11 protein-coding genes are annotated in these 15270 nt (G+C 60.1%); 3 read left to right on the plus strand and 8 right to left on the minus strand.

Annotated elements, in window-relative coordinates; genetic code table 11:
• Positions 1-17: 17 nt before the first annotated feature.
• The gene (locus MLD04_RS07490) at positions 18-1316 is read right to left on the minus strand and encodes an APC family permease (RefSeq protein ID WP_248156390.1); all 1299 of its coding nucleotides are present in this window, start codon (positions 1314-1316) and stop codon (positions 18-20) included.
• Positions 1317-1737: 421 nt separating this feature from the next.
• On the opposite strand from MLD04_RS07490, the gene ggpS reads away from it, so the two are divergent.
• Together ggpS and gtfA are read left to right on the plus strand one after the other, a co-directional pair.
• The gene (gene ggpS / locus MLD04_RS07495; protein ID WP_248156397.1) at positions 1738-4011 is read left to right on the plus strand and encodes a glucosylglycerol-phosphate synthase; all 2274 of its coding nucleotides are present in this window, start codon (positions 1738-1740) and stop codon (positions 4009-4011) included.
• A gap of 41 nt (positions 4012-4052) precedes the next feature.
• A complete protein-coding gene (gene gtfA, locus MLD04_RS07500; protein WP_248156405.1) occupies positions 4053-5495 on the plus strand; it encodes a sucrose phosphorylase in 1443 nt (480 codons plus the stop codon).
• A gap of 15 nt (positions 5496-5510) precedes the next feature.
• On the opposite strand, the gene MLD04_RS07505 is transcribed toward gtfA, so the two are convergent.
• Genes MLD04_RS07505 through MLD04_RS07515 form a run of 3 tightly spaced genes read right to left on the minus strand, consistent with a single transcriptional unit; the run spans position 5511 to position 8827 of the window.
• Entirely contained in the window at positions 5511-6278 is a 768-nt protein-coding gene (locus MLD04_RS07505) for a CLCA_X family protein (RefSeq protein WP_248156407.1), read from the minus strand.
• Between the two features lie 16 nt (positions 6279-6294).
• The gene (locus MLD04_RS07510; protein WP_248156409.1) at positions 6295-7206 is read right to left on the minus strand and encodes a homocysteine S-methyltransferase family protein; all 912 of its coding nucleotides are present in this window, start codon (positions 7204-7206) and stop codon (positions 6295-6297) included.
• Positions 7207-7216: 10 nt separating this feature from the next.
• Positions 7217-8827: a methyl-accepting chemotaxis protein gene (locus tag MLD04_RS07515; RefSeq protein ID WP_248156411.1), complete on the minus strand. Its 1611-nt coding sequence runs from the start codon at positions 8825-8827 to the stop codon at positions 7217-7219.
• Positions 8828-9158: 331 nt separating this feature from the next.
• On the opposite strand from MLD04_RS07515, the gene MLD04_RS07520 reads away from it, so the two are divergent.
• The gene (locus tag MLD04_RS07520; RefSeq protein WP_248156413.1) at positions 9159-11261 is read left to right on the plus strand and encodes a molybdopterin-dependent oxidoreductase; all 2103 of its coding nucleotides are present in this window, start codon (positions 9159-9161) and stop codon (positions 11259-11261) included.
• A gap of 16 nt (positions 11262-11277) precedes the next feature.
• Here MLD04_RS07520 and zntB read toward each other — a convergent pair whose 3' ends face one another.
• Genes zntB through MLD04_RS07540 form a run of 4 tightly spaced genes read right to left on the minus strand, consistent with a single transcriptional unit; the run spans position 11278 to position 15235 of the window.
• The gene (gene zntB / locus MLD04_RS07525) at positions 11278-12252 is read right to left on the minus strand and encodes a zinc transporter ZntB (RefSeq protein WP_248156415.1); all 975 of its coding nucleotides are present in this window, start codon (positions 12250-12252) and stop codon (positions 11278-11280) included.
• Between the two features lie 38 nt (positions 12253-12290).
• A complete protein-coding gene (locus tag MLD04_RS07530; RefSeq protein ID WP_248156417.1) occupies positions 12291-13532 on the minus strand; it encodes a Glu/Leu/Phe/Val family dehydrogenase in 1242 nt (413 codons plus the stop codon).
• Positions 13522-14181 (minus strand): GDCCVxC domain-containing (seleno)protein, encoded by a 660-nt coding sequence (locus tag MLD04_RS17795; RefSeq protein WP_465262276.1) that lies wholly within the window; start codon positions 14179-14181, stop codon positions 13522-13524. Before MLD04_RS17795 ends, MLD04_RS07530 begins: the two co-directional genes overlap by 11 nt.
• Before the next feature lie 25 nt (positions 14182-14206).
• Complete coding sequence (locus tag MLD04_RS07540) at positions 14207-15235, minus strand: DUF2157 domain-containing protein (protein WP_248156425.1); 1029 nt, start codon at positions 15233-15235, stop codon at positions 14207-14209.
• Positions 15236-15270 lie beyond the last annotated feature (35 nt).

The following is a 15270-nucleotide window of genomic DNA, read 5'->3' on the forward strand; positions in this document are numbered from 1 at the left end:
GGATTGAACGGTGTCTTCTAACGGCCGGAGGGATTGAGCTTCCGCCTGGTCGCCAAACGAAAGGTCGCTTCTGTCAGGAAGGCGGCGCCAAGAATGGCTACCAGGAACCACAACTTGCCGGGGGTACTGATCGCCGTCTGCCAGACCAGTGCGCCAAGCGCTGCCAGACACAGGGCAACGCCAAGCAGCGAGACCATTCGCCGGCTTCCGGTGTCACGCGCCAATACGGCATTGGCCGCGTTCACCGCGGCAAATATGATCAGGAAACCGGCACTGCCCATGGTAGACATACTGGAGATGTCCGTCAGATTGGCGATCAGCAGGGTCACACCGGAGGTAATCAGCAGCCCTTCCACTGGCTTACCCCAGATTTTTTTCTCCAGCACTTCCGGCAGCTCTCCGTCCTTGGCGATGATATAGCTCAGGCGGGCCGCGCCGTAAATGGTGGCATTGATCGCTGAACTGGTGGACAGCATGGCGGCAATGGCAATCAGGATAAAACCGGTCTGACCCAAGGACGGCCGCGCCGCCTCGGCCAGGGCGTAGTCCTTGGCCTCCGCCACCTTGTCCACCGGCAGGGAGCCGACGGTTACAATCGCCACCAGCACATAGAGCACAATGACAAAGCCCACACTGGAATAGAACGCGCGGGGAAGATTTTTAGAGGGATCGCGGACGTCCTGCGCGGTATTGGCGATCAGCTCGAAGCCCTCGTAGGCGAGGAAAATAATCATGCCGCCTGCCACCAGGTTCAGTGGATCCGACCAGGTGGACACGGCCAGCCTCGCGCCGTCGATGCCCCAGATGCCCACGCCGATAAAGACCGCCAGGATGATCAGCTTGAGCGCGACAATCCAGTCCTCGGCCTTGCCGATCAATCCGGCATTCAACAGGTTCAACCCGGTAATACCAACCACGCTTGCGGTAATCAGGACATGCTTCCAGAACAGTTGGGATTCCGGTGGGAAGAACGAAGCGCCATAGCTCCCGAAGGCGTAGGAATACAGCGAGAGCATGACCATGTAGCTGATCCACAGGAGGATATTGGCCGCGCCGGTCATCAGGCCCGGCCCGAACGCTCTGTCCAGAAAGGCGACCGTGCCCCCCTGGCTGGGAAAGCTCACCGAAAGCCGTGCGTAGGAATAGGAAGTCACCAGGGCAATGATTCCCGCAATCAGAAACGCCACGGGTGCGCCCCCGCCCGCCAGTTCCACCGACAGCCCCAGCACCGCAAAGATGCCGCCGCCAATCATGCCGCCAATGCCGATGGAGACTACTTCCCAGTAGCCGAGGGTGTCTTTGGAGGAGTCGCTCATAATGGATTCGCCTTTGTCGGTCGGGACAGACGATGAAATTCAGTAGGTACCAAAAATCCTGCCATCAAACGGTTCCCTGTAAAAACCATTCTCCGCACAGCAGGGTTATACCGACTGCTCAGCCAGCCCCGAAATAAGGCATGAGGCGACAGGATGCACCATACTGAAACCATCGACATTCTGCATAGTGAAATTCCAGAAATCCTCAGATTCTTTCAAGCCATTGTTTTTACAGTTTCAACAGCGTGATTTCCCGGGCAGGAAGGACACATCGGCGCCTGACCCGGAACAAAACCTGCAGGAACGTCTGTAAGGTTCCTCAGGTTCAGCAAAGCTTTGCCCAAACTGAGCGGTTCCCGTTTTCTCGCAAACGTTTCGCTGAACTCCTGGACATTGGAATCGACAGATTCAGGAGTACACCATGCTACTAGCCACCGATCTGGACGGTACGTTCCTTGCCGGCGATCCCGACAATCGCCTGAAGCTCTACCAGCTGATTTCCGCCCACCCCGAAATCGATCTCGTGTTCGTCACCGGACGGGGGCTGGAATCGGTGCTGCCGCTGTTGTCCGATCCGACGATTCCCCAACCCGACTACATCATCTGCGACGTGGGGTGCACCGTGGTGCACGGCGACTCGCAACAGGCCATCCAACCGCTGCAGGGTGCTATCGACGAGCTGTGGCCCGGCGCCCAGGTGATCGAAGACGCACTCTCGGGCTTCGACGGCCTACAGCGCCAGGAGGTGCCCCAGGAGCGCAGGGTGTCCTACTTCTGCGAGCAGGACGTCGTATGCGACGAGATGCGAGACAAGATCGAGACCCTGTCCTGCGAGGTCCTGTTTTCTGCGGGCAAGTACCTGGACATCCTGCCCCGGGGCGTCAATAAAGGCACCACCCTGTCGCTCCTTGTGGATCACCTCGGCGTAGATCCGGAGGCCGTGCTGGTCGCCGGCGACACGCTCAACGATCTGTCCATGTATCAGCAGAGCTTCAAGGGCGTCTGCGTTGGCGCATCCGAGACCGACCTGCTGGCGGCGACGGAGCATCAGGCCCGGGTGCTCCACGCCGGGGCCACCGGCTGTGGCGGTATTCTCGAAGCCTTCGAACATTTTGGTTTCCTCGGCCATGCCGGCATTGCGGCCGAAATCCCGGAGTCCGCCAGCTCGGGCAAATCCGACCTGGTCATCGTGTACCACCGCCTGCCCTATGAGGAGATTGTCGAGAACGGGGAGCTGATCCGCCGTCGCCCGAAATCGCCGAACGGCATCATTCCCACCCTGCTCAGCTTCTTCGCCGACGGCAAGGCCGGCTCCTGGGTGGCCTGGTCCATCGACGATCCGGATCTCGGTCCGTTCCAGACCCACACGGAAGTGGACACCGACCGCTATGAAAAACTGGTGGCCGCTCGGGTACCCCTGAGCGAGGAGGACGTGGAGATCTTCTATAAGCGCTTCTCGAAGGAAGCCTTCTGGCCGACCCTGCACACCTTCTGGGAACGGGCCACCTTCCGGGACGACCACTGGCAGGTGTTCCTCAAGGTCAACAAACGCTTTGCCGAGCGTACCGCCGAGGAAGCGGCGGAAAATGCGGTGGTCTGGATCCACGACTACAACCTGTGGATGGTGCCCGCCTTCCTGCGGGAGCTGCGTCCGGATGTGACCATCGCGTTTTTCCACCACACCTACTTCCCGTCCGCCGACGTGTTCAACGTACTGCCCTGGCGCCGGGAGATCATCGGCAGCCTGCTGCAGTGCGACCACATCGGCTTCCACATTCCCAGGCAGGCGGAGAATTTCGTCGACGTGGCCCGGGGCGTGACGCCGCTGGAGGTCACCCGCAAGGCCGGCTGCGCGCCGCGCTTTCTGACCTATGGCTGCGCCGTAGGCCTCGATGAGATGAGCGTCGAGATCGCGGTGAACGACCGGAAGATCGGCCTGGGCGCCCACCCGGTCGGGCTGGATCTCAACCGTGTTCGCAATGCGCTGAACGACTCCGACGTTCAGACCCGCATGGAGAGCCTGCGAAAAGAGCTGGAGGATGTGCGGCTGATTCTGTCCGTGGAGCGGCTCGATTTCACCAAGGGCATTCTCGAAAAACTCCATGCCTACGAGCGCATGCTCAGCGAGCATCCGGAACTGGAAACCAAAGTCACCCTGATGATGGTGTGTGTCCCGGCGGCGAAAGGGATGACCATCTACGAAGAGCTGCTCTCGCAGATCGAGCAGACCGTGGGCCGCATCAACGGGCAATTCGCCCGGGTGGGCTGGACCCCGGTGCAGTTTTTCTTCCGGGCCCTGCCCTTTGAAGAACTGGTGGCCTACTACACCATGGCGGACGTGATGTGGATTACCCCGCTGCGGGATGGTCTGAACCTGGTGGCCAAGGAGTACATTGCCACCCAGGGCCTCACCGAAGGGCGCGGTGTGCTGGTGCTGTCCGAGTTTGCCGGAGCGGCGGCCGAACTGCGCGGCGCCATCCTCGCCAATCCGCACCACCCGCAGGACCTGGCGGATACCTGTTACTACGCCCTGGCCATGAGCCGCAGTGAAGCCCGCAACCGGCTCAGCGAAGCCTTCGAGGCAGTGTGCCGGTATGACATTGAATACTGGGGACGGGAGTTCATCGAGGCGGTGGAGCAACGGCGCACCACCAAGCTGAAGAAGATCGTGCCATTGGGTCAGAGCGCGGCCTGATCACGATGCCATCCCGGCCTTAATAACCCAGGAGCCGAACCATGCTGCTCAAAAACGCGGTGCAGCTGATCTGCTATCCCAACCGGATCGGCAAGGATCTGAAAGACCTGCACACGGTGGTGGAAAAACACCTGGCCGACGCCATCGGCGGGCTGCACATCCTGCCGTTTTTCCCCTCCAACGCCGACGGGGGTTTCTCGCCCCTCACCCACAAGGAGGTGGACCCGGCCTACGGCACCTGGGACGACATCGAGGCGTTCACGCAGAAGTACGACCTGTGCGTCGACCTCACCGTGAACCACATCTCCGACGAGTCCCCGGAGTTCCGGGACTTCATCGCCAGGGGCTTCGATTCGGAGTACGCCGAGTTGTTTGTGCACGTGGACAAATTCGGCGAGATTTCCCCGGACGACATGGCCAAGATCCACATCCGTAAGGAGAAGGAGCCCTTCCGGGAAGTCACCCTGGCCGATGGCACCCGAACCCGGGTGTGGTGCACCTTCACCGAACAGCAGATCGATCTCAATTACGACGCCGATCTGGCCTACCGACTGATGGAAAGCTACATCGGTTTTCTGACCTCCAAAGGCGTGAACCTGTTGCGGCTGGATGCCTTCGGCTACACCACCAAACGCATCGGCACCAGCTGCTTCCTGGTGGAGCCGGAGGTCTACCGGATACTGGACTGGATCAACGAAGTGGCCCTGAAACACGGCGCGGAATGCCTGCCGGAAGTGCACGACCACACCAGCTACCAGTACGCCATCAGCCGGCGCAACATGCACCCCTACGGCTTTGCCCTGCCACCGCTGCTACTGTATTCGCTGCTGGATGCCAACAGCGTGTACCTGAAGAACTGGCTGCGCATGTGCCCCCGCAATATGGTCACCGTGCTCGATACCCACGACGGCATCTGCATCCCGGATGTGGAAGGCGTGTTGCCGGACGAGAAGATCAGGGTGCTGATCGACAACATCGACGCCCGCAGTGCCGATCCGATTATGCGCCGTTCCGCTGCCAATATTCACAGCGTCGGTGCCATCTACCAGCTCACCTGCACCTTCTACGACGCCCTGATGCAGAACGACGATGCCTACATCGCCGCCCGCGCCATCCAGTTCTTCACCCCCGGCATTCCCCAGGTCTATTACGTGGGCCTGCTCGCCGGCTGCAACGATCAGGAACTGATGGAACAGACCGGCGAATTGCGGGACATCAATCGCCACTACTACAGCCTGGAGGAGGTGGACGAAGAGATCGGGAAACCGGTGGTCCAGCGTCTGCTCAGCCTGATGCGGTTTCGCAGCAACTACCCCGCGTTCGACGGGCATTTCGAACTGAACTACTCCAACGACTCCAGCGTGGCCATGGCCTGGCGCCATGGAGAGTATTACTGCCACCTGTTCGTGGACCTGAACTTCAAGACGGTGAAGGTGGAGTATGTGGATGTGGAGAGCGGCGAGACGAAAAGCCTCGACTGTTAAGCCGAGGTGCCAGATTCAGGAACGTTTCAGCGCCCGACCGAGGTTCATGAAATAGTCCCGGAAAGCGAAGTTGATACGTTCCCGCTCGTCGCCTTGCGGATAAAGCCCGAGTTTTGCCTCCTCCGATTCCCGGGTGCCCCGCACCAGAAAGGCGTTCTTACAGGCCGCATCCTGCACGAAGGCTTCGAACGCCCGGGCACACAGCTCTTCGGGCTGACTGTAGTAGTGCACGCCTGCCGCCTTGTCGGTTTTCGCGGACTGGCGAAACAGATCGCTGGGCTCGGTACCGGCGGCATTGAGCAGCACCGCGCGATAGCAGGACTGAAGGCGGTCATTGAGCGGGTGGGCAATGGGGTCTTCGCGGCTCAGCCAGAGCCGGGAGCCAAAATCCCCCTTGCCAGTTCCGGGGAACAGTTTGTCGGCGATGTAGTGGTCGAACGCGTGAAACCATTCATGGGCAATGCTGCCAGGACCGGCGTTCTTGGCCAGGGCAAAGCTGCGAGTCGCCGGCGTATAGTGAGCAGAGACGCCCGGTCGACCGCCGATGCCGTATTGCAGCGCCAGGGAACCACGCAGGGAAATCAGGGATTCGGTACCGCCAATGATAGTCATCAGGTCGCACAGGGCATCGTAGAAGAGCGCGGCGCTGCGCTGCTTTTCTGGCTCCGTTACCCAGCGGCCGATTTCCACGGAACGGAACTGGAAGCGGCGGCGGACGTCCAGGAAGGTGACGGCAGAGCCCGCCCGGTGATCGGGCCCGCGGCGGTAGAAAGTTCGTGCCATGGCAACAGGAGAGCTCTCAGTGTTTCCTGTGGGTTACCAGGTATTGCAGGTGCTCAATACCGGTGCCACAACATCCTCCGAGTATCTTCACCCCGTAGGACTGATTGAGCGTTAACATCAGCTGCCCCCACTCAGCCACATCGTCCGCCTTCAGTTCCCCTGCGTTATCCAGGTCACAGTGATCAAGTGACGATGCATTGGCCTGATAGCCGATCAATCGATTGAAAACCGTGCGCGGCTGCTGTTCCGGGCACAGGAATGACGGGTGGGCACAATTCACCATATAGCCAAGGGGTGGCCGACTCGTACCGGCATCGATCAGTTCAATCGCAGCCTCCAGACTGGAGCCATCCAGCACATGGCCGTCCCTGGAAATGACGAAACTGATCATGTACGGAACACCCGTCGCTTCCATGGCCTTTGCTATGCCGAGCGCTTCCTGAACATTCGGCAGTGTCTCCGCGAGCAGGAAATCCACGCCTGCACTGGCGAGTTGCTGGACTTGCCACGCGTGGAACTGCTCGGCCTCGGCAGCGGACAGTCCTTCATCTGGCCGATAACAATCGTTCCTGCATCCGATCATTCCACCAATTTTCACGCGTGTATCGTCATAGCCTGCTGAATCGCGAAGCTCTCGCAGGAAGGAAACCGCGTCCGGATTGACGGTATCGCTGATATCGGCGTCACGCACCCTGGCCCGGTTCGCGCGCCAGGTAGGCGTACACACAAGAATTGGCAATTGAGCATTCTCTGCCAGCCTCATGTACTCCAGATAGATGGCACCCATGACGTCCCTTGCTTCAGGGTCGTATATCAACGGCGCGTTGACGAGCGTCTCGTGGAGATGCACCTCTCCGGAACGCCGCAACTGCTCAACGATAGCGGCTTCCATCAAGATGAACGGATTATTTTCGAGGAGCTTCTTCATAGTGGAGCTATTAAACCACGAACCGGGCCACCATTTCCTTCAGACGATCCGCCTCCCCACGGAGGGAGGAACCTGCTTCGCTGGATTCACCAACACCGGCGACGGCTTCGGTAGAAGCGTGGCTGATCTGTTGCAGCCGACGACTCATATCCTCGGACACCGAGCTCTGTTCCTCGGTGGTCGACGCAATCTGGGTGGTCATCTCGGTGAGACGGGCCACCGCCTGCCGGATTGCATCGAACTGGTGGTGAGCATTAGCCGCCCCATCAGCGCTCCGGGTCCCGGTCACGCGGCCATTCTCCATGGCAGACGCGGCGGTTTTGATCCGGGACTGGAGGTTCTCGATCATTTTCTGGATGTCCTGGCTCGCGGACTGCACCTTCGCGGCCAGGCCACGCACTTCATCGGCCACCACCGAGAAGCCGCGACCGGCATCGCCAGCCCTGGCCGCCTCAATCGCGGCATTCAGGGCGAGTAGGTTGGTTTGTTCCGCCACACCCTGTATGACCGACAAGATGCCGCCAATCTCCCCCGATTCCTTCTCCACCTCTTCCATCATCGACGAGGTGTCGGTCATTTCTTTCGCCAGTCGTTCGATGTCCGCCAGCAGGGGCTCGAGTATGTCGCGGCCGGAGGACACACTGGCGTCCGCCTGGCTCGCCGCATCAGCCGCCGACGACGTATGGCTGGCCACTTCTGCCACACTCACCTGCAATTCTTCCATTGCCGAGGCGACCTGCTCGGTTTCCTGGTTCTGGCTGTGCAATTGATTGCTCACCGTACCCAGGCCGGAGGACAACTGGGTGGCCGACGCCACCAGCGCGTTCGCGGCGTGCAGGATGCCGCCGACCAGGCTGTTCAGCTGATCCCGCATGCTGTTCGTGGCCTGGGCCAGCGCACTGATCTCATCCTTACCTTTCACGGGCAACGGCTCACCGGTCAGATCCCCGCCGGCAATCTGTCCAAGCGCTTCGGTGACGGCAGGAAGCTGCCGGATGCCCCGGAAATTCAGGACAATCATCACAATCAGGCCCAGCAGAAGCACAGCGGACATCACCAATCCCCAGTTCCTCGCCATGTGGGCGCCGTCGGTGAGTTCTGCGGTATGCACGCCGGTGGTTGCTATGGCATCCGCCACAAAACGGTCCAGATTCTCCCCGAGGGTTTCAGCCGCCTGATCAAAGTCCGGCATCATCGCGTTGCCGGCTGCCGGCCCGCCACTGATATAGGCCTGCGCCATCTCGGCACCAATCCGGTAATACGGCTCGAAGTCCTTCTCCAGCTCTTCATACTGGCTCACGCCCTCCGGATCGATCACCTTTAACTCTTTGATCTGCGATCGAAAACGATCCGCCTGCTCCCGGGCGAGCGCCAACCCGTCGTCCAGCCCATCCTGCGCCCGGGTGGCACTCACGTCCGAGAGATATTGCTGAACCTGGACCACCGAAAGCTTGGCCTGATGGGCCAGGTTGAGTTTCACGAGTGTTTTGTCGGCAAGGCCCTGGGACAGCGTCAGTGATCGCTGGGTTGTCCACGCGGTGAGCAATGTCTGTGCAACCAGCAGGACGAAGAAGATGGCACCCAGCCCCAACAGGCGGGTCCTTAAACTGTGTGTATTCATGAAAGCGCTACCCGTTTATGTCCAGGCCGCAACGCCCCTTCGGTGTTCTGATACTCCGCAGGTGATCAACTCGTCGCGCGCCCATTTTATTTTTTTGATACAGGAAAATAGAGGCAATTAGCTTGCCAAGTTATAAACATAGTGCATTAAATGAATAAGGCAGCACCGAATGGCCAATTATTGAGCCTGATCAAAAACCAGTCAGGGCTTCATTCTTTCATTTGGCGAAATCAACCAATGATATGTCATTTCTGACCGTCTGATTTTGCTCGCCTGTGTGCCAAACTCGAATCTTGCCAATAACAACAGCTGCTCGAACGAGGCCCTTCCCATGAGCGACATCCGTACTCACCACCGGACCTGCAACATCTGCGAAGCCATGTGTGGCCTGGAAATCCAGCACCGGAACGGCGAGATCCTGTCGATCAAGGGCGACAAGGACGACCCGTTCAGCCGGGGCCATATCTGCCCCAAGGCCGTTGCGCTCCAGGATTTCTACAACGACAGCGACCGACTGAAAACACCGCTCCGGAAAACCGCCGACGGCTGGACCTCGATCAGCTGGGAGGCGGCCTATGAAGAGATCGCCACCCGCTTCCGGGCGCTTCAGGAGGCCCATGGCAAGGACGCGGTTGGCGTTTACCTCGGCAACCCCAATGCCCACAACTTCGGCAACGCCATCATGCTGCCGCGATTCTTCAAGGCATTAGGCACCAATAACCGCTTCAGTTCCGCCTCCGCCGACCAGTTGCCCCATCATGTTGCGTCCAACTACATGCTTGGCGCAGGCATGCTCATTCCGATTCCGGACATCGACCACACGGACTTCATGCTGATCATCGGCGCCAACCCGATTGTGTCCAACGGCAGCCTGATGACGGCCCCGGGGGTTGGCAAACGCCTGAAGGCCATTCAGCAGCGGGGCGGCAAGGTTGTGGTGGTCGACCCCCGCCGCACAGAAACCGCGAAGAAAGCCGATCAACACCTGTTCATCCGCCCGGAAACCGACGCCCTGTTGATGCTGGCACTGGTGCAAACCCTGTTTGATGAACAGCGGGTGAGCCTTGGCCACCTGGCGTCCCGGATAGATGGGCTGGATTCGCTGGCCAACGCGGTGAAAGCCTATGCGCCGGAAACCGTGGCGGAGGCCTGCGGCATCGACGCACCGACCATCCGCCAGCTTGCGCGGGACCTGGCCGGGGCCAAGAGTGCCGTCTGCTATAGCCGCATGGGCGCCTCGACCCAGTCCTTCGGAGGGCTGTGCCAATGGCTCAACAACGTGCTGAATATCCTGACCGGGAATTTTGATCGCCGGGGCGGCGCCATGTTTCCCCAGCCCGCCTTCGATCTGGTCCGCGACAAGAAGGGCAAACCAAGCTCCTACGGCCGCTACCAGTCGCGGGTACGAAAGCTGCCCTACTTCAATAACGAATTCCCGGTGGCCACCCTGGCCGACGAAATCCTTACCCCCGGCGACGGCCAGATCCGGGGGATGATCACCGTGGCGGGTAACCCGGTGCTCTCCGCACCCGGCGGAGCCCGCCTGGAGGAGGCGTTCGAAGCCCTGGATTTCATGGTGTCCGTGGATATCTACCTGAACGAGACCACCCGGCATGCCGACATTATCCTGCCGGCCACCACGGGCCTGGAAGTGCCCCATTACGATGTCTTCTTCCATTCCTTTGCGGTACGCAACACCGCCAAGTTCTCAGAACCGATGGTCGAGAAATCACCGGAGCAGAAGCACGACTGGGAAATCCTTCGGGATCTGTCCCTGCACCTGACCGGGCTGGATGACGACGGGGTGACACCGGAACAGATGCTCGACGCGGGGCTCAGGCACGGGGCCTATGGCGAACAGGGCATGAGCCTGGAGACCCTGAAGGCCAACCCGCACGGCGTGGATCTCGGCCCGCTGCAACCGTGCCTGGACCAACGGCTTCAGACCGAAGATGGCCTTATTCACATCGCTCCACAATTGTACCTGGACGACCTGAAGCGCCTGGACAGCTCCGGACTACTGGAGCGGGCGCAGGACACCAACTACCCCTTCTCGCTCATCAGCCGGCGGCTGCCCCGCAGCCATAACACCTGGACCCAGAATTCCCACCGTCTGGTGAAAGGCAAAGCCCCCTGCACACTGCAGATGCACTCGGCCGATGCGCGGAAACTGGGGCTGGAAGATGGCCAGATGGCGCAAGTGGCAACCCCGGTGGGCAGCATTCAGCTGCCGGTGGAAATCGACGACGACATGTTCGAAGGCGTGGTGAGCATTCCCCAGGGCTGGGGCCATAACCGCCCGCAGACGGGCATGTCCATCGCCGAATCCCAACCGGGTGTGAGCATCAACGACATCACCGATGGTCAGCGTATCGATGCGCTCACCGGTAATGCCGCGTTCAACGGCACGAGGGTGTCCGTGCAGCCAGCCTGACAGGGCCGGCTGCAGGCTACATCCACTTCTTGCGCTTGAACACCCAGACCTGGGCCACGGCGATGACGACGAGCAGGCCGCAGAAAATCGTGAAGGCCCAGCTGTTATCGGTGCCCGGGATGCCCCCGACGTTGATGCCAAGCAGTCCGGTCAGCAGGCCGAGCGGCAGGAAGATCCCGGCGACAATGGACAGGATGTACATCGTGCGGTTCATGCGCTCCGCCAGCCGTCCGTTCACCTCTTCCTGGGTCACGGAGGCGCGATCCCGGATGGCATCGAGATCCTCGACGTACCGGGTGGTCCGGTCGGCAATTTCGCGCAGGCGCATGCGGTCATCCTCGTGGAGCCACTCCGCCTTCTCCGTGTGCAGGCGCGCCATGACATCCCGCTGGGGGGCCAGGTAACGACGCATGGAAATCGCCATGCGGCGAACATTGGCGATCTTCTGGCGGAGATCGTAAGTCTGCTCCGAAATCACCTCATCCTCGAGCTCATCGGCGGTATCGTCCAGGTCGGAGATGACCCCGCCCATACGCTGGACCAGACGATCCGCCAGCTGGCTCAGAAAATCGCCGGGGCCGGTCGGCCCGTCGCCATCCTCAACCGCCTGTCGAAGGTCGTCCACCGCCATCACACGCCGATGCCGCAGGGTCACGATGCGATCCGAGTCGATCCAGAAGCGGATGGAGACCATGTCCTCGGGATCGGAGTCCGGATTGAGGTTCACCCCACGCAGGATCACCAGCATGCCATCCCGGTGCACCAGGCTTCGTGGGCGGGTTTCCGCTGCTGTCAGGGCCTCGACGATCACCGGATCAATGCCGCTGTGGTTCTGCAGCCAGTCCCTGGCGTCGCTGCCGGTGTAATCCAGATGCACCCAGATCGGACCACTGTCCGGACGCCACTGCCTGACGGCATCAAGATCGAGCTTGCTACCACCGCCATTGCCATCCAGTGTGAAAGCGAAAATCAGACCGCTGTTGTCGTTCATGAAACTCCCTTGTGGGCGGATTATTTTCTAACCGTGGCCTAGCACCAGCCACGCAGATGCATGGCCTCTTCCATCCGCTTGAGGCCATTGATCCAGGCACCCAGACGTACCGATTTCAAACCATGCCCGGCTGCGGTATCCACCGCTTCCCGATAGGCTCGCGCCAAACGTTCCTGTCGCAGACGGTTGATCGTCTCTAGATCCCAGTAATTGTCGGACAGCCCCTGGCTGCGTTCCATCTGGCACAACTGGACACTGCCAGCATTGGCCAGCACATCGGGCACGATGATCGTCCCTTTTTCCAGCAACAGGGCTTCGGCCTTTACCGTGGTCGGCGCATTGGCGGCCTCCACCAGCATCCGGGCTTTGATCCTGCCTGCATTCTCCCCGGTAATCACGCCCTGCACCGATGCCGGCACCAGGACATCACAGTCACATTCAAGCATCGCTCCGCCGGACAGGTCCTGGCTGCCGGCAAAGCCAGTGACTTTTCCAGTGACTCGCTTGTGTTCCAGAAGCTCCGGAATATTCAGCCCTTCGTTCGCATAGACGGCACCACGGCTGTCGCTGACTGCCACCACGACGCACCCGGCATCATGGAACTTGCTCGCGGCCACGGAACCGACCTGGCCAAATCCCTGGATAGAAATGCGCAGCCCGTCAATTTCAAGACCGGCCTGCTCCGCGGCCACGCTGAACACATCGAAAACGCCACTCCCGGTGGCTTCATAGCCACCCAACGACCCACCAAGAATTGGCGGTTTATCATTGACGGCTGCAGGCTCGTGATAACCGGTAATCGACTCGTACTCGTCCAGCATCCAGCTCATGGTCTGCAGGTCAGTGCCGATATCAGCCCCCGGCACATCGTAGGCCTGCCCGCGGGGACGCAGGAAACGGATGTAGGCCCGGCACAGGGACTCGAACTCCCGCGGGCTCAGCTCACGCGGGTCGGCCTCGATACCTCCCTTACCGCCGCCCGCCGGTATCCGGCCGGCCGCGTGCTTGATCGACATGATCAGCGCCAGGGATTTCACCTCATCGAGGTCGAGATCGGGGGAAACACGGGTGCCATCGCGACTGGGCCCGAGTGCATCGTTATAGCGGACCCGATGGGCATCGAACACCCGGAAACTGCCATCGTCCATTTTCAGGGGTATACGGAATGAGACCACGCGGGCGGGAGCCGCGAGGAACGCCATCACATTGGGATCGATCCCACCAAGCCGACCCGCCTCACGAAGAATCTGGCCGCTTTCATCCAGAAAATCATACGTCATGGCATTTCCTCCCCGGGTTTTCCTGAATGGGCGGACAGGGCACCGAACCGTAGGAACAGAATACGCAGCAATCACCGGCCTTCGGTTTCAACATGGTATGGCAGGACTCGCACTCGGAAAAATACTGGCAGGCGTCCGTGGGCATGACTTCCGTTTTCTGATGTCCGCATTCCGGGCAGGTGATCGTGGATTCCAGAATGGTTCCACCAGATCCGGAATCTGGCGACTCGATCGCCCCCTTGATTGCCTGTCGAACCGCGTCCGAATCCAGGCGGTAATAGTTCATACCGTGAATGATCCGATGGGCGACGATCCCGGAAGCCACAAAGCGCTCCAGCTGGCGAATGACCTCTGCCTCGGGCAGCTTCGTCAGGGTTGCCACGTCACACTCGCAGAGCTCCGCTGAATAGAGACCGGCGAGGATCTTCATGCCGTTGCTGTCCTCCACCTCCGGAACCGATCCCGCCAGCCGGCGGGCCAACTCGTCACCGATCAGCAGAATGGCTTCGGTCTTGCCGGAGATCTGACAGGTGTACGACACCCATTCCTTGCCCGTAGGGCGAAGGCGGTTCAGCGCCTCTTCGACAACATCGGGATTCATGCAGCGAATCTCGCAGGCGATCTTCGATCTGGATGAGCACTCCGCCATGGCGTTCTCCCTTTTCAACGCGATCTTATGATCTTAACTCTAGCAACTCTCTCAGGGAGGTGGGGAGTATTCGCCGGGCTTTCGCGGCAATCGCCTTCTCATGCTTCTGCCAGAGGATTCCAAGATAAACGATGCCCAGCCCTATCGCCGTCAGGGAGATTGGAAAGAACCAGCTGTCTTCAAAGACATCCGAGGCCAGGTGCACCAGGTATCCACAGCTGCCGATGGCACCGAACACCACGAAAACCCGGCGAATCAACAGCACGCCTACGCCGATCATGGCGAGGTTGATCACGAAATACAGGAATTTCGAGAGCTCGCTGTCCGACTGCTGGGCGGACAGACCACCCCAGAAGGCCATTACGCCGAAGATGTAGATCCAGAAGGCATAATCCAGCTTCCGGCGGGAACGCAGATCCACCCAGATTGCCAGGCCGATCATTAACAAGCCGGCATAGAGCGAGACCAGCTTGCGCAACTCCCAGTCGAAGTCGCCGCCGGACAGCATGGCCGTGAGATCCATGGACAGGTACCAGAGCGTGACCGCAATCGGCATGATCAGGAACGGGTATTTGTACTTCCAGGCAATGATCACACCGACGGCCAGGGTCCCTAGCTCCATGTAGAGCCAGTGCCACTTGATGTAGCGATGATAGTCCCGGTAAACGCTCTCATCCGGCCAGACACCGAGCCATTGCTGCAGGCCATAGATAGCGATCGGCGTGAGACACACCACAAAGGTTGCGCAGATACCGGCGGGAATGGCCAGATTCCGGGCCGCCAATACGTTGGTGACCGTCAGCCCCAGTGCCGCATACACCGCCGAAATGAACAGGATCCCGGCACCGCCGAAGGCCTCCCAACCCAGGTTCATGAACAGGGTCATCGCGCCAATCGCGATGAGGCCGCCGAGGTAATACAGCACATGGGTGAAGGTGAAGCGGGGAACGTCCTTGTTTTGCACCTCGAAAAACTCAAGAAGCGCTTCGGCCTGCTCGGGAGAAATGAGTTTCGCCTCTGCGGCATCGAACAGGTTCTTCCTTGTTATCTTCATTGCCGGTCTCGCACGGGTTCAGCCTCACATGGAGG

The organism is Marinobacter koreensis (genome assembly GCF_023156285.1).
GTDB lineage: Bacteria > Pseudomonadota > Gammaproteobacteria > Pseudomonadales > Oleiphilaceae > Marinobacter > Marinobacter koreensis.